This is a genomic window from Promicromonospora sp. NPDC059942 (assembly GCF_042731755.1).
Classification (GTDB): Bacteria; Actinomycetota; Actinomycetes; order Actinomycetales; family Cellulomonadaceae; genus Promicromonospora.
The window spans coordinates 62,678-83,311 of the sequence record NZ_JBHWLR010000002.1 but is presented as its reverse complement, the minus strand read 5'-3'; the positions used below and the strand labels follow the sequence as shown (position 1 = coordinate 83,311).

Genomic DNA, 20,634 nt, shown 5'->3' with positions numbered 1-20,634 from the left:
GGAGGGGGGAGGGGGAGAGGGGGAGGGGGGGGGGCGGTGGGTGTGGGGGGGGGGGGGGGGGGGGGTGGTGGTTGGCCGTGCGCGCCCCACCACCCCCTCCCGAAGGAGCCTGCCCATGCGCAGCCTGCTCGCCGGAGCGCGCCCTCGCGCGGTCCGCACCGGGGCGGCGGCCACGCTGCTCGCCCTGCTCGCCTCGCTCGTCCTGACGCTCTGCTGCGCGCCGCCCGCCGCCGCGCACACCCGGCTCGACTCGTCGGTACCTGCCGCCGGGTCGACGGCGCAGGCCCCGGTCACCGAGGTCACGCTGCGGTTCACCCTGCCGGTGAGCCTGCTCGGCGACGGCGTGGTGATCGAGGGCCCGGACGGCGTCGTCCCCGCCGGCGTCGCCCCCGCCGAGGACGGCCTGGTGCTGGTCGCGACCCCGGCCGCGGCCCTGGCCCCCGGCCAATACACGGTGACCTGGACCGCCGCGGCCCAGGACGGCCACCCGCTGGAGGGGACCTTCGGCTTCACCGTGGCAGGCACGGCCGCGGACGGGGTCGCGAGCGAGGCACCGGACGACGACGCCGACGAACCGTCCGGCCACGACATGAGCGGCATGAGCGGCTCGAACCACGACATGGGCCACGACATGGGCCACGACCCGGCCGCGATGGGCACCCCGGCGACCGACGCCGCAGGAGCCGTCGCCCGGCTGGGCGGCGCCGCCGCGCTGTGGGGCTGCCTGGTCGCCGCCGGCGCCCTGGCGTTCGCCGGCCTCGTGCTGCGCGGGCGGGACGAGGCGGACGTGCCGGCCGTGCTCCGGCTGGTCCGCTGGTCGGGCGTGCTGCTGCTCGGCGGCCTCGCCGTGCGGGTCCTGGCGGGCGCGGTGCTCGTGGCGCACGGGGACCTCGCCGCCGCCGTCTCGCCGTCCGCGGTCGGCGACTCGCTCGGCGGGACGACACGCTGGGACGTCGGCCTCCAGGCCGTCGGCGCGGTCGCCGTGGCGGTGGGCGCCTGGCGCACGCTCCCGGGCGCGTGGCCCGCGGCGCTGGGGGCGGTGCTCGCCGGCGCCGGGCAGGTGCTCGGCGGCCACAGCAACACCGTGGAGCCCCGGTGGCTCGTGGTGACGGCGGACGTGGCGCACCTGGTGGCCGCCGCCGTCTGGGTGGGCGGCGTCGTCACGCTGACGCTCCTGCTCCGCGCCCGGCGCCGGGAGGGGCGCGACCTGGACGCCGCGCTGCTGGGGGCCCGCTTCTCCGTGGTCGCGGGGCTCTCCCTCGCGGTGGTCGGCGTCGCCGGGGTGCTGCTCGCGGTGGGGATCCTGGACCGCCCCGCGCAGCTCTGGGAGAGCACCTGGGGGCTGCTCCTGCTCGCCAAGGTCGCCGTGGTCGTGCTGGTCGCGGCGATCGGCACGCACAACCACCTCCGCGTCGTCCCGCGGCTCACGGCACGCCGCCGGGCGGTCGTCCGGCACGCCGGACGGTCACGCACCGCGGGCGAGGCGCTGCGCCGCAGCGCCCATCGCGAGACGGCGCTCATGGTCGCCGTCGTGCTGCTCACGGCGTGGCTCGTGGCGGCGTCCGTCCAGGCACCCGGGTGAGGTCGCTTCGGAGCGGTATCAACACGAAGGTCGTCGGCTCCGCACCTATGAGAGCTGTTGGCAGGGGGCAGCGGCAGAAGAGGCGATGGTGCCATGTCCACGAACATCCCCTGGACCGTCCGGCAGGGTCCGCGCGGGCCGGTGCCGGTGTACGTGCTGCAGTTCGACGCGCGGGGCACCCTGACCTCGCCCCGGTCCCTGGCCGCCCTGGTCGAGGACGCGCGCGACGCCACCGACCTCGTCGTCCTCTCGCACGGCTGGAACAACGACTGGCTGGCGGCGACCTCGCGCTACGACGACTTCTTCGACCACCTCGACACGGTGCTGCGGTCGCACCCGCCCGCCCCGGACCGGCCGTTCCGCCCCGTCTACGTGGGCGTGTTCTGGCCCAGCGCCGCGCTGGTCATGCCCTGGGAGCAGGGCCCCGACATCGCGGCCGGCGGCGACGGCCTGGCCGGCGAGCTCGCGGACGAGCTCGCCGTGCTGAGCACGGACCTCGGGCCGGAGCTGAGCGGCGAGCTGCACGCCCTGCTGGCCGACCCGGCGCTCGCCGACCCCGGGCTGGGCGCGGACCGGGCCGACCTGGCCGCGGAGATCCTCGCGCACCTGCCCGTCGCCGACCGGGACGAGACCGGCGCGGCGGGCGCCCGGACGGACGGGCCCGCGCTGCGGGCCGTCTGGGAGGACACGCTGGCGCGGATCGAGCCGGAGCCCGTGCGCCCCGGCGGCATCATCCCCGACGACGCCGGCGTCTCCGAGGAGCGCGACACTGCCGCTCCCCGGGTCGCCGGCTTCAACCCGCTGGAGCTGATCCGCTCCGGGATCCGCCTGGCCACGGTGCGCCAGATGAAGGACCGGGCCGGCCGCGTGGGCGGCACCGGCGTGGCCGCCGCCCTGCGCCGGCTGGCCGACGAGACGCCCGCGCGGATCCACCTCGTGGGCCACTCTTACGGCGGGCGGGTCGTGCTCTCCGCCGTGTGCAACGGACCCTGGACGGGCCGGCCCGTCGACTCGGTGCTGCTGCTGCAGCCCGCGCTGTCCGCCTGGGCGTTCGCGGACGACGTCGACGGCCGGCCCGGCGGGTACCGGCCGGCGTTCGACCGGGTGCGCAACCCGGTCATCACCACCCGGTCGGCGCACGACCTGCCGCTCACGCGCGTGTTCCACCTCGCGCTGCGGCGCCGGGCGGACCTCGGCGAGGCCGAGATCGCGGGCGGGCCGCCGTCGCGGTTCGCCGCGCTCGGCGGCTACGGCCCCCAGGGCGTGGGCGCCGAGGCGCTCCGGATCGACCGGATGCCCGACGTCGGCCAGCACTACCCGATCGGCGAGCACGCCGTCGACGGCCGGTACGAGGTGATCGGCGTGGACGGCACGTGGTGCATCCCGGGGCACGGCGCCGTCCAGTCCGACCAGACCGCCTGGGCGCTGCTGAGCCAGATGCGGGCCGCGGCGCACGCGGACGGGTGAGGGGCCGGCGATGGCGAGGACCCTGCGGTCGGAGATCGACCTGCCGACCCTGCGGATCAGCGTGGACCTGGCCACCTCGGAGGCCGTTTTCGCCGCGGTCCGGGGACGGCGCCGGCCCACCGAGGTGGCGCGCTGCCCGCTGGCGGACCTCGGCCTGCCGGCCAGTGCCGTGGAGCACGTGCGGGATGCCGACCTGACCGTCCCCGTGGCCGTCGTGACCCGGCTCGCGACCGCCGCCGAGGGGCTGGGCACGTCGCCGCTGCCCCCGCACAACGCCCTGTGGCTGGAGTTCCCCGTCCCGCGGGGCCTGGTGCACGTGCTGCCGTGGGAGCGGCTGCTGGCCGGGCTCAGCCGCCCCCTGTTCCGGCTGCCGTTCCACCCGGTGCGCCCGCAGAAGCCCGGGGTGCAGCTCGACGTCGCGATCTGCTCCAGCTCGCCCTTCCCGGCGGTCCGGTTCGACCCGGCAGAGGTGGTCGCGCAGCTCGCCCACCAGTACGTCGACACCCCGGGCCGGCACGTCACGGTGCACCTGTTCACCGACGCCGACCGGTACGCGGCGACGTGCGACGCCGTCCGCCCGATGCTGGGCCGCGGCGACGTCGTCGTGCACGTGCCGGCGGACCGGGACGCCGCGGCGCGGCGCACGGTCGCCCGCCCCGCCGACCCGCACGCGATCGCCAACCCCTGGCTCACCTGGATGCTGGACGCCGTCGAGGGCGGCCGGCTCGACGTCGTGCACTTCGTGGCGCACGGGCACCTGTCCGACGGGCGCGGGGCGCTGGTGCTGGCCGGGTCGCCGACGACGGACGAGGGCCCGGCGACGTTCGTCGAGGCCGTCGAGGTGATCGAGCTCCTCACCCGGGTCGGGGCCGTGGGCCTGGCCCTGTCCGACCCGCCCGGCAGCGACAGCGCCGCGGGGCTGCGCGACCTCGCCGACTACGTGGCCCAGTCCCGGCCGGGGGTCACGGCCGTGCACGACGTCGCGGCGGACCCGGGCGGCGTGCAGCTCGGCCGGAGCCTGCGCACGGCGCTGACGCCGTCCGGCCCGCTCGCGGCGCCGTTCCCGGCGATGAGCGCGTGGGTGCACCCGCTGTTCGTCGAGGTCACGCCCGACCCCGAGCCCGCCGGCGAGCCGCTGACCACGGACCTGCGCACGCTCACCGACGGGCTCATGCTCCGCAAGGACGGCCGGTCCGCGTTCCTGCACGAGGCCACGCGCAAGGCCGCGGTCGAGGTCGACGGCGACTCCTGGGTCGCCTCGGCGTCGCGCAGCATCGAGCAGCTGCAGATGAGCTGGCTCCCCTACACCGCCGACCTCCCGGTCGACCAGGCCGCGGTGGACGCGCTGAACAGCGTCTCCGCCCTGCTCGAACGGCACGTGCACCTCGCGTACCCCGAGGAGGCGGCTGCCCCGCCGCCCGCGGAGCCCGCACCACCTGAGGGAGGTGCCCCGTGAGCCGCGTCGTCTTCCAGCTCTCCGCCTTCGGCGAGGAGGGCGCGACCACGCCGCTCGTGCGGCTGGTCGAGCCCGTCGACGACCAGGCCCTCGACCGGACCTTCGACTGCCCGGCCGACGGCCCGGTCAGCGCCCAGGCGCTGGACGCCGACGTCAACGCCCGCGAGGGCGACCGGCTGTTCCAGGCGCTCGCCGCGCACGAGCAGCTCGGCGACCAGCTCGCCGTGGCCCTGCACAGCGCCGACCGCCGGTTTCCCGTCTACGCGGAGATCCTGCCGCGCAGCGGCGCGGACAGCCTGCCGTGGGAGGCCCTCCGGTTCCCCGGCGACGGGCCCTACCTGGCGCTGGAGGACAAGTACGCGCTGGCCCGCGTGGTGCGCACGACGGCGCCTCCGGTGCCCCTGTACCAGCTCGAACCGCCGCTGCGGATCATGGCCCTGCTGTCGTGCCTGGGCCTGGGCGCCGCGGCGGAGCTGCGCGAGCTGCGGGCCGCCGCCCTGGAGGCCGGGCCGGGCATGGCCCGCCTCCTGGTCGTCGTCAGCGAGGAGGAGCTGGCGACGAGCCTGCAGGCCGAGGTCGACGCCGGCACCGCCCCCGAGATCGCGGGCGTGCACCTGGTGCCGCCCGACCACCACGACCTGGTCACGCTGGTGGGCGAGTTCAAGCCCCACGTGCTGCACCTGTTCTGCCACGGCTCCACCGAGCCCGTGCCGCACGTGCGGCTCGCCCTCAAGCAGGACTGGGCCTCGCCGACCCCTGGGATCGGCCTGGCCCTGGAGAAGGAGCAGTTCGCGAAGTTCGTCTGGGACACGGACGGCGGCCCCTGGCTCGTCGTCCTCAACTGCTGCGAGGGCGCCGCCTCGTCGGGGGACGGGGCGACGTCCCTCGCTCGCGACCTCGTCACCAAGGGCGTAGCGCCCGCCGCCGTCGGGATGCGCGAGCCGATCCGGAGCGCCGTCGCCAGCACACTGACGCAGGGCCTGTACGGCGCCCTGCTGGGCGAGCTGACCACGCGGACCAAGGCGGGCGCCACGCTCTCGGCGCCGCTGGACTGGGCGGCCCTGACCGTGGCGGCCCGCAACCGGCTGGTCACGGAGCTGGGCGCCGGGCTGTCGCCCACACAGGCCCGGAACCAGGGCCGCGAGTGGACCCTGCCGGCGCTCTACCTGCGCTGGGAGGAGTTCCAGCTCCAGCTCACGCCCGCGCGGGACGACGGCGCGGCGCGCGTCGACCCGGAGCAGGCCCGGACCTGGCGCCTGGAGGTCGCGGCCCTGCAGAGCCTGCTCGCCGCGCTGCCGCCGGGCCAGGGCGCGGCGTTCCGCGCCGGCGCGACGGAGCGGATCGCCGAGCTCGCCGCGCTGCTCGGCGTCACGCCGGAGGCCCTGGCGGAGCCGTCGTGAGCATCCCTCCCGGCGCCACCCCGGCCGTCGATCCCGGCTACGAGATCACCAGCGACGCGTGGTCGGGCACGGCGCCGGTCGCGGGGCGGTTCGCCCAGGACGTGCGGCCCTGGCTCACCCAGGAGTTCACGGTCGCCGAGCGGACGGCGCGGCCGGCCCCGGCCGACCCGTGGGACTGGCGGCACCCCGACGTCGGCTGGGGGCTGGTGGCCCGCGAGCCGGACGGTGCCACCCGGGACGACCTCGTGGCGATGACCGACCTGCCCGCGGACATCCGGCGGCTGGTCGCGGCGCGCTCCGGCCGGGTGTTCCGCTACCGCCCCGCGGGCGGCTACGCGCTGTGGACCCTGACCGACTACGCCGGCGACGCACAGCCCTTCGTCCCGGCCGCCCCGGCCGGCGCCGACGCCGGCGAGCTGCCGGCCTTCCTGCTCATCTACGGCAGCCCCGAGCAGGTCCCGTGGCGGGTGCAGTACATCCTCAACCCGGTGCGGCACGTGGGCCGGCTCGACCTGACGGGCCCCGCCCTGACGCGCTACGTCGACGCCCTGCTCGGCGAGTGGCGGGACTCGGCGGCCCAGTGGTCCCGGCCCGTCGTCTGGGCGGTGGACCACCGGATGGGTGAGATCACCACCCTCATGCGCGACGTCGTCGCGGAACCGCTGAGCGGCGACCTGAACGCGGACGCCGAGCTCACGCCGACGTTCGTCGACGGCCGCTCGGTGCCCGCCACCGTCGCCGCGCTGACCGCGGCGCTGACGACCGCCCGGCCCGCCGTCGTCGTCACCACGAGCCACGGCCAGACCGGGCCGCTGGCCGACCCGGCGCGCCTGCGCGCCGACCTCGGCAAGCTCGTGGACCACGACCACGCGCCGCTCGACCCCGAGACCCTGCTGCGCTCCTGGCAGCCCGACGGCGCCATCTGGTTCGCCCAGGCCTGCTGCTCCGCCGGGGCGGACAGCCCGTCGGCCTACGCCGGGCTGTTCGACGGCGACCTGGCCCGGACGTTCGACGGCGTCGCCGCGCTGGGCGCCCTGACCTCGCCGCTCCCCCGGGCGCTGCTCGGCGCGAAGAAGCCGCTGCGCGCGTTCATCGGGCACGTCGAGCCCACGTTCAACTGGACGCTGAGCTTCCCGCCGAACGCGCAGCCGCTGACCGCGCAGCTGCGCGAGGCCCTGTACGCGCGGCTGTTCCTCGGCAAGCCGGTGGGGTACGCCATGGAGCCGTACTACCGGCCCATCGGCGCGCTGCTCCAGGGCTACCAGCTCGCCGAGAAGGAGTTCCAGACCGCCTTCGGGGCGAAGGCGAAGCCCAGCCTCGACCTGCTGGTCTACAGCCGCGTGACGGCCCACGACCGCGCCAGCACCGTCATCCTGGGCGATCCCACCGTCGCGATCCCCCTGCCGCCGGCCGCTCGGGCACCACAGGCTCAGGCACCACAGGCTCAGGCCAGGAACTCCAGCCAGAGCGGGTAGTGGTCGCTCAGGCGCCACGAGACCTGGCCCTTGGTCAGGCCCTGCAGCGCGTGCGGGAGGAAGTCGAAGCTGCCGCCGTGCCCCGTGTACGTCAGGCCGTCCAGGAGCGACGGCGCGCCGGGCCCTGCGGGGTCGCTGAACCAGGCGATCTGGTCGTACTGGTGATGGTCCTTGTCGTCGTCGAAGATCGTGCGCGGCACCGTGCCGAGCTCCGCGGGCGGCCACAGCCCCGTCGAGACGAACGCCGCGAAGAGCGGGTCGTCGAGCCGGTCGAGGTTGAAGTCGCCCAGGACCAGCAGGTTGTGGTTCCAGTCGGCGGGCCGGTCGGCCCAGCCCCGCATCCACGTGGCGAACGCGGTCAGCTCGCTGATCCGGTCGGCGGGCTCCTTGCCCCACAGCACGTGCACGGTGGTCAGGATGAACTCGGTCGCGCCGCGCACGAAGCCCGCGGCGTACGGGGTGCGGGCGAACTGGTCGACGTCGTCGTTGCGCGCCTCCTTCGGCAGGACCAGCTCCCCGACCAGGCCCGAGGCCTGGACCCGCTCGGAGTCGTAGACGTAGGCGAGGCGCTCGCCGTTGCCGGGGCCACCCTCGGTGACGTCGGAGGCGATGACCTGATAGCGCGGGCCCAGCAGGCTCAGGAGCGCGAACAGCGCCGTCGTGTCCCGCCGGGTCTCCTGGACGGCCGTCACGTCGAACCGCTGGACCACCTCGGCGATGCAGGCCAGCGCGTGCCAGTCGCGCTTCGGGCTGTCGTCCGGCGCGGACTGCCACTTGTGCGTGAGGTCGCCGAAGGCGCGAAGGTTCCACGTGCCGATCAGCAGGTTCTTGGTCGTCTTGGCCGGGATCTGGGCCGCGAGCGCGGCGCGCATCCGGTCGACGTCGCCGGTGACCGCTCCGGGGACCGGCCCGGGCGGCGGGGCGATGGTCGTGGTCATGGCACATCACCTGCATGCGGAGGGATCGGGAGGTACCGCTACCTGCCAAGAGGGCGCCGCGCCGGGGGCTGATACCGCCGGACCCGGATGAAACAGGTGATATCACAGTTAAATTTCGATGCTTCAGCATCCAGGACGAGACTGCTGCCAGCCGGTAGAAACCGGGCAACGTGTGCGCAGGGGGCAGGTTCACGTGACGTCCATCAGTGCTGTGCGGTTCGACCAGACTGTGCGGTTCGACCAGCAGGAGTGCCGGTCCACCCGCGCCGCGATCCCTGGTTATCTCGACCGACGCCTCGAGCCGCGCAGCCTGCGCCGCTTCGAGACCCACATCGACCGGTGCCCCGGCTGCATCCGCGCGTTCATCGACGTGCGCCAGGTGGCCTGGGCGCGGCGCAACGCGGACGCGCGGCGGCTCGACCGGGTCGGCTGATCGGGCCGGCCGACCGGGTCAGCTGACGGGCGACGCGGCGGCGCGTGCCGCGCGCCCGGCGAGCTCCGCGAACGCGTCGCCCAGGGCCGGCGGCCCGATCACCTCGACCTCCGCGTCGAACCGCGCCAGCCCGGCGGCCAGCGCCGCCCAGGACCACGACCCGGTGCGCAGCCTGGTCCGGTCCGGGCCGAGCGCCTCGACGAGCCCGTCCCCGGCGAACGGCGCCACGCGCGCGACCGGCAGGGCGAGCACCACCTCGCCGGTGCAGGGCCACTGGTCCGCGTCCCCGGCCTGGGCACCCTCTACGCCCTTGAAGCGGGCGGCCAGGAACGCGCCGACGTCGCCGCCGGGCACCTGGCGCGGCGTGAACCGCGGGCCGTTCGGCACCCGGGGCGCCATCCGGTCCACCCGGTAGGTGCGCCACTCCCCCGGTTCCGGGTCCCAGCCCACCAGGTACCACCGCCGCGACCGGACCACGAGGTGGTGCGGCTGCACGCGCCGCGCGGGTCGCGGCCCGGCGTCCGTCCGGCCCGGGGACGCGTAGTCGAACCGCACCTACTCGTGCGCCCGGAGGGCGGCGCTCAGGGCCAGCAGGACGTCGGTGTCGACCTGGTCGCCGCCCCCGGGCCGGGTGGTCTCGGCCGCCGTCAGCTCCAGGGCGTCCACCCGCTGCCGCAGCCGGGTGGGCAGCACCTGGCGCACCGTCGTCAGCGCCCGGGCGGCGGCCTCCTCGATGCCCGCGCCCGTCACCACCGCGAGCCGCAGCGCGACGGCGAGCGCGACCGCCTGCTCGTCGTCGAACAGCAGGGGCGGCAGGTCGCTGCCCGCCTCCAGGCGGTAGCCGCCGTCCGGCCCCCGGGCCGTCCGCACCGGGTAGCCGAGCTCCCGCAGCCGGTCGACGTCGCGCCGCACCGTGCGGTCGCTGACGCCGAGCCGGCGCGCGAGCTGCCCGGCCGGCCAGTCGCGGCGCACCTGGAGCAGCGACAGCAGGGACAGCAGACGGGCGGAGGTCATGGTCGAGGCGGCGGTGGGCATGTCCCCGACGATGCCAGGAGTACCGGACGATCCCTGTCCGGTACGGCTGACAGGTTGGTGTTCGTCGCCGGAAGCCCCCGGCGGCGCACCCATCCCGTGAGGACAAGCACCATGTCGATCAGCACCGTTGCCCACCTGAACTTCCACGGCCAGGCCCGCGCGGCCCTGGAGCTCTACCACTCCGTGTTCGGCGGGCAGCTCCTCGTCACCACCTACGGCGACCTGGGGATGCCCGCCGGCCTGCCCGACGCCGGCAAGGTCGTGTTCGGCCAGGTCGTCGCGGACAACGGCTTCCGGGTCATGGCCTACGACGTCCCGGGCACTCCGACAACCTCGGAGGCGCCGGCCGCCCCGGCCGTGCCCGCCCGCGCCACCCGCCGCGAGAACGGCACCACGATCACGTCCGAGCCCTTCTTCCTCTCCGTGCGCGGCGAGAGCGTCGAGGAGGTGGCCGCGCTGTGGGCAGGGCTGGCGGACGGCGCCACGATCGTCGAGCCCTACGCCCCCGCGCAGTGGGCGCCCGCCTTCGGCATGCTCACCGACCGCTTCGGCGTCACCTGGGTGCTCGACGTCGCCAACTCCATCGAGGGGTCTTTCAGGTGAACATCAGATGAACGATGAAGGAACAGTGCCTTGATATCAGTGGAAAACACAGATCACCCCAAGGTTCGCCTCGCAAAATCAGGGCCGTGACCGAAACGCTCCTGCTCGCGCTCGTCGTCGTGACCGCGCTCGCCTTCGACTTCACGAACGGATTCCACGACACAGGGAACGCGATGGCCACCTCCATCGCCACCCGTGCCCTCAAGCCCAAGACAGCCGTCGCGCTGTCCGCCGTCCTCAACCTCGTCGGTGCGTTTCTCTCGCTCGCCGTCGCCGCGACCATCGCGAAGGGCATCGTCGACGCCGGTGTCATCACCCTGCCCGTCGTGCTCGCCGGCCTGGTCGGCGGCATCGTCTGGAACCTGCTGACCTGGTTGCTCGGCATCCCGTCCAGCTCGTCGCACGCGCTCGTCGGCGGCATGGTCGGCGCCGTGCTGGCCGCCGTCGGCACCTCGGGCGTGCTGTGGACCGGCGTGGTGTCCAAGGTGCTGGTGCCGGCCCTGCTCGCCCCGCTCATCGCGATCGCCGTGGCCGGGCTCGGCACCTGGTGCGTCGCCAAGCTGACCCGCGGGGTGCCGCAGGACCTGACCAACCGCGGCTTCCGCTGGGGTCAGATCGGCTCCGCCTCGCTCGTCTCGCTGGCGCACGGCACCAACGACGCGCAGAAGTCGATGGGCATCATCCTGCTCGCCCTCATCGCGGGCGGCGCCGTGCCCGCCGACTCGAACGTGCCGCTCTGGGTGATCCTGAGCTGCGCGGTCGCCATGGCGCTCGGCACCTACCTGGGCGGCTGGCGGGTCATCCGCACGCTCGGCAAGGGGCTCGTCGAGATCGACACCCGGCAGGGCATGGCCGCCGAGACGTCGTCGGCCGCCGTCATCCTGCTCTCCAGCCACTTCGGCTTCTCGCTGTCCACGACGCACGTCGCCACCGGCTCGGTGCTCGGCTCCGGCGTCGGCATGCCGGGCGCGAAGGTGCGCTGGAGCGTGGCCGGCCGGATGTTCGTCGCCTGGGGCCTCACCCTCCCGGCGGCGGGCCTCGTGGGCGCGCTGTGCCAGTGGCTCGAGTCCACGATCGGCGGGACCCCCGGCATCATCGCCGTCTTCGCCGTGCTGGTGATCTCGTCCGGGGCAATCTGGCTGGTCTCGCGCCGCAAGCCGGTGGACCACACCAACGTGAACGAGGAGTGGGACGAGGAGCGGGGCGCGGGCATCGAGCCCGTCGCCGCCACCACCGGCGAGGCGGGCGGCGAGCGCGTCGGCCCCGTGCCGGCCCTCGCGACGGCGTCGTCCGTCGGCCCGGCCATCGAGTCCGTGGGGACGATCAGCACCCCGGGTGCCGACACCCCGTCGAAGGGAGACAGCTGATGAGCGAGTTCATCGAGTGGGGCGCGCTGGGCCAGGTCCTCGTGGCCGGCGTGCTGGTGGGCGCGGGCATCCCCGCGCTGTTCGCGCTGGGGCTGCGCCTGCTGGCGGGCCCGGCCAAGGACCGCGAGGAGGCCGCGGCCCGTGCGGCGGCCCGCCGGACGTCGCAGGACGACGCCGTCGCCGTCGCGATCCCGCGCCCCGGCCCCGCGCGGCTGGCCGGAGCCGTCCTCTGCCTGGCCCTCGTCGTCGCGGCGGTCGGCACGGGCCTGTTCGTCGTGGTCTCCGGCGGGCACTAGGACGTTCGCGGCCGGGGCGGCGTGCGGAGGGCCGTCCGCGGCGGGAGCTCCCGGACCAGGAGGCTGTGCGCGAGCCCGAGGCTGCGCCGGAGGTGTTCGGTCCACTCCGCCGCGGGTGCCCGCCGGGCCGACCACAGGGCGTGCCGCACGATGCTCGCGGCGAGCGCCGAGGTCATATGGGCGCGCTCGGCGATCTCGGTCGTGGTCAGGCGGGGGTCCCGGCGCAGCCGGCGCTCGACGGCGTCGTGCTGCCACGAGCCGGACGCCTCGGACCGGTCCAGCTCCCGCGCGCGGAGCGCCGGGTTGCCGTCGATCAGCTCGAACCGGCGCCGAAAGAGCTCCAGGTTGCCCACGGCGTCCAGCGCGCCCGTCACCAGGAGGGTGAGCAGGTCGCCGAGCAGCGGCCCGTCGCCGTCGACGAACGCCTGGACCGCCTGGGGCGTGGGGTGGGGCGGGCGCCCCAGGATGGCGGCGTCCTTGCTGCCGAAGTAGTTGAAGAACGTGCTCTGCGCGACGCCGGCTGCAGCGCAGATCTGCGCGACGGTCACGGACTCGTAGCCGTGCCGCAGGCACAGGTCGATGGCGATCTCCTCGACCCGGGCCCGGGCCGCGGCGCGCTTGCGCTCCCGCAGCCCGGGCACCCGGTGCTCGGTCACCCGTTCCCTGCGGCCGAGCCGTCGGCCGGAGCCGCCGCGTCAGCGGTCTCGGCGTCGTCCGTGGCCACGAGCACGCCCCGCACGGTCTCGGCGTCGGCGTCGATCGTCGCCTGGTCGACGCCGTCCGTGGCCGGGACGCGCGCCGCGACGTCGGCGACGAGCTCGGCGGCCTTGCCGCTGTCGATCCACTCGGTCGTCAGGTCGCCGACGGCCTGGTCGATCAGGGCGGCGAAGTCGGCGTTCTCCTCGAACCGGGTCACCAGGGCGTTCTCGCCCATCATGCCCCCGCCCATCCCGCCGCCCGGGCCCCCGCCGTCGCCCCCGGGCTCGAAGCCCTCGGGCGGCTCCATCCCCTCGGGCGGTTCGAAGCCCTCCGGCAGCTCCATGCCTTCCGGAAGTTCCATGCCTTCCGGGAGCTGCATACCCTCGGGCATCCCACCTCCACCGGCCCCCTCGGCGGCGTCCCCACCGGGGCCCGCGGCACCGCCGCCCATGCCGCCCGGCATCGACATGCCGCCCAGCGCGAGGTTGAGGTCCCACGACACGACGCTGATCAGCTTCGTGTCGAGGTCGTAGTAGAGGTAGGCGTTCCGGCCGGGGCCGGACATCGTGTCGAAGTTGCCGAGCACGTCCTGGGTGCCCAGGTACGTCGCGAACGACTCGACGTCGAGCCACTGGTCCAGGTCCTCGGCGAACTCCTCGTCGGAGGCGCCGTCGAGCCACTCGAGGAACGACACGAGCGGCTGCAGGTCCTGGCTGCCGTTGAGGTTGACCTGCTTGAAGTCGTCCGTGTACTCGGTCTGGTCGTCGCCCTGGTAGGTGAACGAGCTCGTGGACAGCAGCTTGTAGAGCACCCCGTCGCCGTCGAGCTCGGCGGCGTACTGCGGATCGGGGTTCTCGACGACGAGGCGGGTCGTCGTCGGCCGGTCGTTCACGGCGTAGGTCGTGAACGACCAGTCCTGCGTCGGCTGGCCCGACTGTTCCGTGAGCTCCAGCGCGACGGCCTCGTTGAGCGACGACGCGCTCGCCGCGCTCGCCGGGCGGATCGAGAGCTCGGTCATGCCCTGGTAGGCCCGGCCGGGCTGGTTCTCGTCGAAGCTGACCAGCAGCGGCAGGTTCTCCGGCTCCTCCGTGGTGAGCGAGGAGCCCAGCCCGGCGAAGCCACCGGCGGCACCACCGGCGCCGCCGGCTTCTCCCTCGCCGCCAGGCATCTGCCCGCCCTCGGGCATCTGGCCCCCGCCCGGCATCTGGCCGCCCTCCGGCATCTCGCCGCCACCAGGCATCTCCGGCATCTCGCCGCCCATGCCCCCGCCGATCCCGCCCGGGGCGCGCTCGCCCTGGGTCTCGGACCCCGCACGGTCGTCGACCAGCGACGACAGCGTCGAGTTGCCCTTGAGCCGCACCGCCACGGAGTCGATGGTGGTGCCGTCGACCGTGAGGTCGGCCGTCATCCACTCCTTCTCCCCCTCGGCGAAGTACGTGTCGAGCATCCGGTCGTAGTCGTCCTGGGAGTAGGACAGCGAGATCTCGTGGTCCGCGGCGTCGTCGAACAGGTCGACCGTGCCCTCGATGTCCTGGGTGATGCGCTCCTCGTCGGTGACGGCGGCCGAGCTCGTCGAGTACGGCCGGACCGTCACGTCGCCGAAGACGGTCAGGGCGACCACGACCCCTGCGAGGCCGGCGGTCAGTGGGATCCAGTGCTGGCGCAGCCGCACCGGGAGGCGTTTGCGCAGGTCTGCCAGGGTCATGGTCACCCTCCTCACATGTCGGACTGGTCGTAGCCGGTCAGGACGGTGACCTTCTGGCCGGAGTTGATCTCGCCGAGCGCCTCGATGATCTCGGCCGTGGTGACCCCCGGCTTCAGGCGCACGGAGTAGAACAGCTCGGTGAGCGCCCCGCCGCGCACGGTCTCCACGCTGACGAGCTCGAACTCGCGCGTCATGCGGACCAGCACGTCGGCGACGTCCTGCTGGTACCGGGACTCCGGCGGCACCTGGACCTTGACCACCTGGCGCTGGATGTCGAGCTTGAACCAGTCGAACCGCTGCATGAGGAAGACGACCAGCAGGATGACCACGGTCGCGGCGGCCGCCAGCAGGTAGAACCGGGTGCCGACCGCCATGCCGATCGCCATCACCAGGAAGATGAACCCGACGTCGCGGGTCTCCTTGATCGCGTTGCGGAACCGGATCACCGACAGCGCGCCGACCAGGGCGAAGGCGCGGGCGATGTTCGAGCCGACCACGAGCATGATCACGGCGACGACCATGCCGATGATGACGAGCGTCTGGACGTAGGACTGGCTGTAGGAGATGTTGCGGTGCGTCCGCTTGTACACCCAGCCGATGGCGGCGGACAGGACGAACGACAGCACCAGCGTCATCGTCACGTCGAAGACGGAGAAGGTTCCGCTGAGGTCTTGGAGATTCATCGGGCGAGAACACTCTTTCGGGTCGTGGCGTCGTCGACGCCGGTGGGGGTGGTCGGGTCGCGCAGGATCGCGTCGACCTCGTCGGGGGCGTGCATCGTCGAGCGGGGCGCGAGCCCGAACGCCTGCACGCTCTGGCAGTACTTGGAGATCCGCACGACGTCGAGGCTCATGCGGGCCATCAGGTCGGTGACCCAGCCGGGCACGCGCTCGTTCGCCTTGACCTCCAGCACCGAGAGGCGCGGCGGCAGCGTGAGCCTGTTGACGCTCTCGGACGAGAGGTGGAAGTCGCGGTCGCGGCCGCGCAGCCGGTGGTCGAGCGTGACGCGCAGGCCGAGGTCGGCCTCGCGCCCCACCCACGCCTCGCGGTGGTAGCCGGTGGTCACGGTCGGGCGCAGGTCGAGCTCGCCCACGAGGGTGGACACCTCGTCCAGGAAGGCCCGCTCGCGGCTGCTGATCGCACCGGTGGGCTCGTAGCCCTCCGCCGAGCACAGTGCCAGCGCGTCGCGGTAGGGCAGCGACACGCGCCGCTTCTGGGTGACCCGGTTGACGCGCTGCTTGATCTCCACGAAGACGTCCGACTCCGGGGTCAGGTCGTCAGCGGTGCCGTAGTGCCGCACGCGCAGCTTGCGCCGGAACTTCAGGCCCTCGATCTTCTCCCAGTAGAACTTCAGGTGCGCCGTGTCGTAGTAGACGCTCGTGATCGGGTAGCCCGCGTCGCCGGAGTAGGCGTCCACGTCCATGTGCCGCACCAGCTCGGCGCGCAGCTCGTCGGCCTGGTCCTGCGGCACGAGATACTTGATCTCGAACCGGTTGAAGGCGTGCAGCCGGCTGGCGGTCGCGGTGCGGGCCGAGCTCGCGGACTGAGGTCGCACGGGTCCGTTCCTCTCGTCGGCGGCCGGACGCCGACATGAACGGCGCCTGACCAGCGGATGAACACTGAGGAAACCGACCCTGCCGGGTGAATCTTTGTGTCCGCTGGAAACGTGGAGGCGAACGTGGATCGACTCCACGTTTCGCGGCGACCCGGCCGGACGCATAGCCAACGCACAGGTTCGGCCCAGGAACACCACGGGATCGCGGCGCACGCTGGTGCGATGACCTCCGCACCCGCCGGCACCTTCCAGCCCCGCCCCACCCGCGCGGACGGGTCGCCCGTCCGGGTCCTCGTGGTCGACGACGAGCCCAACCTCGCCGAGCTCCTCACGTCCGCGCTGCGCCTGGAGGGCATGGACGTCACCGCCGTCCTGGACGGCGCCTCGGCGCTCCGCGCGGTCCGCGAGTCCGCACCGGACATCGTGGTGCTCGACATCATGCTCCCCGACATGGACGGGCTCACCGTGCTGAGCCGGCTGCGCGAGCACGGCGAGCGCGTCCCCGTCCTGTTCCTCACGGCGCGCGACGCGGTCGAGGACCGGGTCAAGGGCCTGACCGCGGGCGGCGACGACTACGTGACCAAGCCGTTCAGCCTGGAGGAGGTCGTCGCCCGGCTGCGCGGGCTGCTGCGCCGGCAGGGCGCGACGGCGCAGAACGGGAACGGCGTGCTGGCCGTGGGCGACCTGGCGCTCGACGAGGACGCGCACGAGGTGTGGCGCGCCGGCGAGGAGATCCACCTGACGGCCACGGAGTTCGAGCTGCTGCGCTACCTCATGCGCAACGCGCGGCGCGTGCTGTCCAAGGCGCAGATCCTCGACCGGGTCTGGAACTACGACTTCGGCGGGCAGGCCAACATCGTCGAGCTGTACGTGTCCTACCTGCGCCGCAAGATCGACAAGGGGCGCGAGCCCATGATCCACACGCTGCGCGGCGTCGGCTACGTGCTGCGGCCCGGCAAGGTCACGGACGAGGCCCGTGCCTGACGTCGCCCCGCCCACCGACCGCGTGCCCCGCCGGCCCACCGCGCTGCGGCGGCGCCTCGTGCTCGTGCTCGCCGCCGTGGTCCTCGTGGTCACGGTGGGTCTGGCCGTCGCGTCGACGGCGGTGCTGCGCTCGCAGCTCCTGAACCAGGTCGACACCGAGCTGCAGCAGGCGAGCCAACGCCTGACGCAGGGTCCCGTGCAGATCCAGCTCCGCGACGACCCGTCCGGCGACGACGCCTCCGTCACCCCGCCGGGCCAGGAGCTCCCCGCCCTCCCGATGCCGGCGCCGGACGGGGCCTCCGACACGGTCAGCCGGCCCGCTTTCCCGCCGGGCCTGGGCCCCGGCAGCGCCGTCGTGCGCTACGTGGACGGCGAACCGGTGCTCGCCGACCACGTGACGACCTCGCTGGAGCGCGAGGCCCTCGACGACGACCAGGTCGCCCAGCTCCTGGCCGTCCCGACCGACGGGAGCCCGTACGACGTCCGGCTGGACGGGCTCGGCGCCTTCCGCGCCGTGCACGTCACCACGGACGACGACCAGCCGCTGGTCGTGGCGACCAGCACCGCGACGGTGGACGCGACCGTGCACCGCTACGTGCTGGTCGAGGTCGCGCTCGGCGTCGCCGCGCTGCTGGCCGCCGTCGGTGTCGGCGCCTGGCTGGTACGCCGCTCGCTGCGGCCGCTCGACGGCGTGGCGGACGCCGCGAGCCGCGTCTCCGAGCTCGAGCTCTCCCGCGGCGCGATCGACGCCATCCCCCGCGTGCCCGCGACCCTCACGGACGAGCGGACCGAGGTCGGCCAGGTGGGCGCCGCCCTGAACCGGATGCTCGAGAACGTCGAGGTGTCGCTCCAGGCCCGGCACGACTCGGAGACCCAGGTGCGCAGCTTCGTGGCGGACGCGAGCCACGAGCTGCGCACGCCCCTGGCGTCGATCCGCGGGTACGCCGAGCTCGTGCACCGCGCCCCCGAGGAGCTGCCGCCCACCGCGGCGCGGTCCCTGGACCGCATCGAGTCCGAGGCCGTGCGCATGACGGGCCTGGTCGAGGACCTGCTGCTGCTGGCCCGGCTCGACGCCGGACGCGGGCTCGACCGCGCGCCCGTCGACCTGGTCGCGCTCGCCGTCGACGGCGTCATGGACGCCCACGCGGCCAGCCCCGGCCACGCCTGGAAGCTGGAGCTGCCGGACGGTCAGGACGAGAACGGCCAGGACGACGACGCGCACGCCGGCGACGGGTCGGACGAGCTGGTCGTCACCGGGGACGAGGCCAGCCTGCGCCAGGTCGTGGCGAACCTCCTCGCCAACGCGCGCACCCACACCCCGGCGGGCACGCAGGTGCGCGTGCGGCTCCTGAACGACGGCGACGCCGTCGTCCTGCACGTCACCGACGACGGGCCCGGCATCCCCGCCGGCCTGCGGCCCTCGCTCTTCCACCGCTTCACGCGCGGCGACGTGGCGCGCAACCGCAACGGCGGGTCGACCGGCCTGGGCCTCTCGATCGCGGACGCCATCGTGACCGAGCACGGCGGGAGCATCGCCGTCCGCTCCCGCACGGCGGACGAGGGAGCGGCTACGGGGACCACGTTCACGGTGCGGCTGCCCCGGCCTGGTCCGTCCGGTCGGCCAGGATCTGGCGCGTGAGCTGCTCCACGAGCTCCGTGACCTCCGGCTCGTCGCCGCCGGGCCACTGCTCCACGTACCGCTGCAGCCGTTCCCGCTCCGCCTCCCGGATCGCCTCCGCGACGACGTCGCCGGCGGGCAGCGCCCGGACCGTGTCGCCGTCCACGGCCACGAGGCCGCGGGCCGCGAGGGTGTCCGCGACGTCGCGCACCACGTGCTCGGTGCGCCCGGTGCGCTCGGCCATGAGCCGCACGGACCGGGTGCGCTTGAGCGAGACGCGCGTGAGCATCCACGCCTGGCCGGGTGTCAGGCCGACGTCCTGCGCCACGACGTCGTAGACCCGCAGGGGGTCCCGCTTGCCCACGCGGCGCCACAGGATCAGGCGCAGCTCCTCGAGCGAGGTGCGCGACGACGGGAGCGCGAAGGTGGCGCCCGTCGCGTGGCCCGCCTCGCCGTCGCCGCCCCGCGTGGCCGTGCGCAGTTCCACCTCGGGCAGCAGCCACGTGAGCAGGAACGCGAGCGCCGCGACCGGCACCGCCCCCAGGAAGACGATGTGCAGCGCCTGCGTGTACGCGTCGAGGAACCAGGTCTGCACGTCGGGCGGGCACTGCGCGAGCGCCTGCGTGGACGCCGTGAGCGCCGCAGGCCCGCAGACGCCCTGGGCGGCGTCCGGCACGGAGGTCGCGGCCTCGGCGGCGAGCCGGTTCGCGAAGATCGTGCCGAACACCGCGACGCCCACCGACGAGCCGATGGTGCGGAAGTACGTGGTGCCGGACGTCGCGGTGCCCAGGTCGCGGTAGCTCACGGCGTTCTGCACGGCGATGACGAGCACCTGGGTGACCATGCCGAGCCCGGCGCCGAACACGAACATGCTCAGGCCCGCCTGGAGCGTGGTGGTGGTCTGGTCCATGAGGGAGAGCAGGTAGAGGCCCACGGCGGTGATCGCGGTGCCGACGATCGGGTAGACCTTGTAGCGCCCGGTGCGGGAGATGAGCTGTCCCGAGCCGATGGACGTGATGAGCAGGCCGAGCATCATCGGCGTCATCTCCAGCCCGGACTCGGTGGGTGTGGAGCCCTTGACCGTCTGCAGGTACAGGGGGATGAAGGTGATGGCGCCGAACATCGCGAAGCCGACGGCGAACCCGATGACCGCGGAGACGGAGAAGACCCGGTTGCGGAACAGGTGCAGCGGCAGCACGGGCTCGGGTGCCCGCCGCTCGACCGCGATGAACGCGACCAGCCCGAGCACAGCGAGCGCGATCAGGGCGTAGACCGGGGCGGAGCTCCACTCCCAGGTGGTGCCGCCCAGGCTGGTGACCAGCACGACCGCCGTCGAGATCGTGGCCAGCAGGATGATGCCGGCGTAGTCGATGCGGGGCCGGGTGTCCGTGGTGATGCGGGGCAGCACCGAGGCGACGACGATCAGCGCGATGATCCCGACCGGGATGTTGACGTAGAAGACCCAGCGCCAGTCGAGGTTGTCGACGAAGAACCCGCCGAGCAGCGGGCCGGCGACCGAGGAGACGCCGAAGACCGCGCCGAACAGCCCCTGGTAGCGGCCGCGGTCCCGGGGCGGAACGACGTCGCCGATGATCGCCTGGGAGAGCACCATGAGGCCGCCGCCGCCCACACCCTGCACGGCGCGCCACGCGATGAGCTGGCCCATCGTCTGCGACGTGCCGGACAGGATCGACCCGACGAGGAAGATCAGGATGCAGGCGATGAACAGGGTCTTGCGCCCGAACAGGTCGCCGAGCTTGCCCCAGAGCACGGTGGTCGCGGTGCTGGCCAGCATGTAGGACGTGACGACCCAGGACAGGTGCTCGGCGCCGCCGAGCTCGGAGACGATCGTGGGCAGCGCGGTGGCGACGATCGTCTGGTCGAGGGCGGCGAGCAGCATCGCGAGCATGAGGCCCGCGAAGATGGCCCAGACCCTGGCCTGCGGCAGGGCCTGCGGTTCCGCCTCTGCGCTCGGTGCGGTCATGCGGTTGCCTCCCGGGTCCGTGGACGGCGAGGCCTGC

Annotated in this window: 17 protein-coding genes and 1 pseudogene; 11 read left to right on the top strand and 7 right to left on the bottom strand. The window is 74.1% G+C overall.

Annotated elements, in window-relative coordinates; translation table 11 throughout:
- Positions 1 to 115 precede the first annotated feature (115 nt).
- The 5 genes from ACFV9Q_RS02940 (at position 116) to ACFV9Q_RS02920 (ending at position 7,380) form a co-directional block, all read left to right on the top strand.
- A complete protein-coding gene (locus tag ACFV9Q_RS02940) occupies positions 116 to 1,582 on the top strand; it encodes a copper resistance protein CopC (RefSeq protein WP_377233067.1) in 1,467 nt (488 codons plus the stop codon).
- Between the two features lie 93 nt (positions 1,583 to 1,675).
- A complete protein-coding gene (locus tag ACFV9Q_RS02935) occupies positions 1,676 to 3,049 on the top strand; it encodes a hypothetical protein (protein WP_377233066.1) in 1,374 nt (457 codons plus the stop codon).
- A 10-nt stretch (positions 3,050 to 3,059) separates the two neighbouring features.
- Positions 3,060 to 4,505, top strand: a complete 1,446-nt coding sequence (locus ACFV9Q_RS02930) for a hypothetical protein (RefSeq protein ID WP_377233065.1) — start codon at positions 3,060 to 3,062, stop codon at positions 4,503 to 4,505.
- Positions 4,502 to 5,905: a CHAT domain-containing protein gene (locus ACFV9Q_RS02925; RefSeq protein ID WP_377233064.1), complete on the top strand. Its 1,404-nt coding sequence runs from the start codon at positions 4,502 to 4,504 to the stop codon at positions 5,903 to 5,905. Before ACFV9Q_RS02930 ends, ACFV9Q_RS02925 begins: the two co-directional genes overlap by 4 nt.
- The gene (locus ACFV9Q_RS02920) at positions 5,902 to 7,380 is read left to right on the top strand and encodes a hypothetical protein (protein ID WP_377233063.1); all 1,479 of its coding nucleotides are present in this window, start codon (positions 5,902 to 5,904) and stop codon (positions 7,378 to 7,380) included. Before ACFV9Q_RS02925 ends, ACFV9Q_RS02920 begins: the two co-directional genes overlap by 4 nt.
- Here ACFV9Q_RS02920 and ACFV9Q_RS02915 read toward each other — a convergent pair.
- Positions 7,350 to 8,318, bottom strand: coding sequence for an endonuclease/exonuclease/phosphatase family protein (locus ACFV9Q_RS02915; protein ID WP_377233062.1), 969 nt, complete (start codon positions 8,316 to 8,318; stop codon positions 7,350 to 7,352). The genes ACFV9Q_RS02920 and ACFV9Q_RS02915 overlap by 31 nt on opposite strands.
- A gap of 193 nt (positions 8,319 to 8,511) precedes the next feature.
- On the opposite strand from ACFV9Q_RS02915, the gene ACFV9Q_RS02910 reads away from it, so the two are divergent.
- Positions 8,512 to 8,751 (top strand): zf-HC2 domain-containing protein, encoded by a 240-nt coding sequence (locus tag ACFV9Q_RS02910; protein ID WP_377233061.1) that lies wholly within the window; start codon positions 8,512 to 8,514, stop codon positions 8,749 to 8,751.
- A gap of 18 nt (positions 8,752 to 8,769) precedes the next feature.
- On the opposite strand, the pseudogene ACFV9Q_RS02905 reads toward ACFV9Q_RS02910, so the two are convergent.
- Positions 8,770 to 9,786, bottom strand: a pseudogene (locus tag ACFV9Q_RS02905) (helix-turn-helix transcriptional regulator).
- Positions 9,787 to 9,897: 111 nt separating this feature from the next.
- Between ACFV9Q_RS02905 and ACFV9Q_RS02900 the strand changes: the two are divergent.
- From ACFV9Q_RS02900 to ACFV9Q_RS02890, 3 genes are all read left to right on the top strand, one after another.
- On the top strand, positions 9,898 to 10,389 hold the full coding sequence (locus ACFV9Q_RS02900; RefSeq protein WP_377233060.1) for a VOC family protein: 492 nt from the start codon (positions 9,898 to 9,900) through the stop codon (positions 10,387 to 10,389).
- Positions 10,390 to 10,475: 86 nt separating this feature from the next.
- Positions 10,476 to 11,756: an anion permease gene (locus ACFV9Q_RS02895; RefSeq protein ID WP_377233059.1), complete on the top strand. Its 1,281-nt coding sequence runs from the start codon at positions 10,476 to 10,478 to the stop codon at positions 11,754 to 11,756.
- Positions 11,756 to 12,052: a hypothetical protein gene (locus tag ACFV9Q_RS02890; RefSeq protein ID WP_377233058.1), complete on the top strand. Its 297-nt coding sequence runs from the start codon at positions 11,756 to 11,758 to the stop codon at positions 12,050 to 12,052. The genes ACFV9Q_RS02895 and ACFV9Q_RS02890 overlap by 1 nt, the downstream gene beginning before the upstream one ends.
- On the opposite strand, the gene ACFV9Q_RS02885 is transcribed toward ACFV9Q_RS02890, so the two are convergent.
- From ACFV9Q_RS02885 to ACFV9Q_RS02870, 4 genes are read right to left on the bottom strand one after another with little or no spacing between them, the layout of a single operon-like run.
- Positions 12,049 to 12,708, bottom strand: coding sequence for a TetR/AcrR family transcriptional regulator (locus tag ACFV9Q_RS02885; protein ID WP_377233057.1), 660 nt, complete (start codon positions 12,706 to 12,708; stop codon positions 12,049 to 12,051). The genes ACFV9Q_RS02890 and ACFV9Q_RS02885 overlap by 4 nt on opposite strands.
- Positions 12,705 to 14,456 (bottom strand): CotH kinase family protein, encoded by a 1,752-nt coding sequence (locus ACFV9Q_RS02880; protein WP_377233056.1) that lies wholly within the window; start codon positions 14,454 to 14,456, stop codon positions 12,705 to 12,707. Before ACFV9Q_RS02880 ends, ACFV9Q_RS02885 begins: the two co-directional genes overlap by 4 nt.
- Before the next feature lie 11 nt (positions 14,457 to 14,467).
- Positions 14,468 to 15,139 carry a DUF4956 domain-containing protein gene (locus ACFV9Q_RS02875; protein WP_357478419.1) on the bottom strand — a complete coding sequence of 224 codons (672 nt, stop codon included), beginning with the start codon at positions 15,137 to 15,139 and terminating at the stop codon, positions 14,468 to 14,470.
- On the bottom strand, positions 15,136 to 16,011 hold the full coding sequence (locus ACFV9Q_RS02870) for a polyphosphate polymerase domain-containing protein (protein WP_377233055.1): 876 nt from the start codon (positions 16,009 to 16,011) through the stop codon (positions 15,136 to 15,138). Before ACFV9Q_RS02870 ends, ACFV9Q_RS02875 begins: the two co-directional genes overlap by 4 nt.
- Positions 16,012 to 16,233: 222 nt before the next feature.
- On the opposite strand from ACFV9Q_RS02870, the gene ACFV9Q_RS02865 reads away from it, so the two are divergent.
- A complete protein-coding gene (locus ACFV9Q_RS02865; protein WP_377233054.1) occupies positions 16,234 to 16,995 on the top strand; it encodes a response regulator transcription factor in 762 nt (253 codons plus the stop codon).
- Positions 16,988 to 18,634, top strand: a complete 1,647-nt coding sequence (locus ACFV9Q_RS02860; protein WP_377233053.1) for a sensor histidine kinase — start codon at positions 16,988 to 16,990, stop codon at positions 18,632 to 18,634. Before ACFV9Q_RS02865 ends, ACFV9Q_RS02860 begins: the two co-directional genes overlap by 8 nt.
- Here the strand turns inward: ACFV9Q_RS02860 and ACFV9Q_RS02855 are convergent.
- Positions 18,579 to 20,597, bottom strand: a complete 2,019-nt coding sequence (locus tag ACFV9Q_RS02855; protein WP_377233052.1) for a DHA2 family efflux MFS transporter permease subunit — start codon at positions 20,595 to 20,597, stop codon at positions 18,579 to 18,581. The two genes, ACFV9Q_RS02860 and ACFV9Q_RS02855, sit on opposite strands and share 56 nt — an antisense overlap.
- Between the last annotated feature and the right edge of the window lie 37 nt (positions 20,598 to 20,634).

Excerpts from the sequence above, each read along its gene's own strand:
- ACFV9Q_RS02940 (WP_377233067.1), top strand. The coding sequence starts at position 116 with ATGCGCAGCCTGCTCGCCGGAGCGCGCCCTCGCGCGGTCCGCACCGGG.
- ACFV9Q_RS02935 (WP_377233066.1), top strand. The coding sequence starts at position 1,676 with ATGTCCACGAACATCCCCTGGACCGTCCGGCAGGGTCCGCGCGGGCCG.
- ACFV9Q_RS02930 (WP_377233065.1), top strand. The coding sequence starts at position 3,060 with ATGGCGAGGACCCTGCGGTCGGAGATCGACCTGCCGACCCTGCGGATC.
- ACFV9Q_RS02915 (WP_377233062.1), bottom strand. The coding sequence starts at position 8,318 with ATGACCACGACCATCGCCCCGCCGCCCGGGCCGGTCCCCGGAGCGGTC.
- ACFV9Q_RS02900 (WP_377233060.1), top strand. The coding sequence starts at position 9,898 with ATGTCGATCAGCACCGTTGCCCACCTGAACTTCCACGGCCAGGCCCGC.
- ACFV9Q_RS02890 (WP_377233058.1), top strand. The coding sequence starts at position 11,756 with ATGAGCGAGTTCATCGAGTGGGGCGCGCTGGGCCAGGTCCTCGTGGCC.
- ACFV9Q_RS02880 (WP_377233056.1), bottom strand. The coding sequence starts at position 14,456 with ATGACCCTGGCAGACCTGCGCAAACGCCTCCCGGTGCGGCTGCGCCAG.
- ACFV9Q_RS02875 (WP_357478419.1), bottom strand. The coding sequence starts at position 15,139 with ATGAATCTCCAAGACCTCAGCGGAACCTTCTCCGTCTTCGACGTGACG.
- ACFV9Q_RS02865 (WP_377233054.1), top strand. The coding sequence starts at position 16,234 with ATGACCTCCGCACCCGCCGGCACCTTCCAGCCCCGCCCCACCCGCGCG.
- ACFV9Q_RS02855 (WP_377233052.1), bottom strand. The coding sequence starts at position 20,597 with ATGACCGCACCGAGCGCAGAGGCGGAACCGCAGGCCCTGCCGCAGGCC.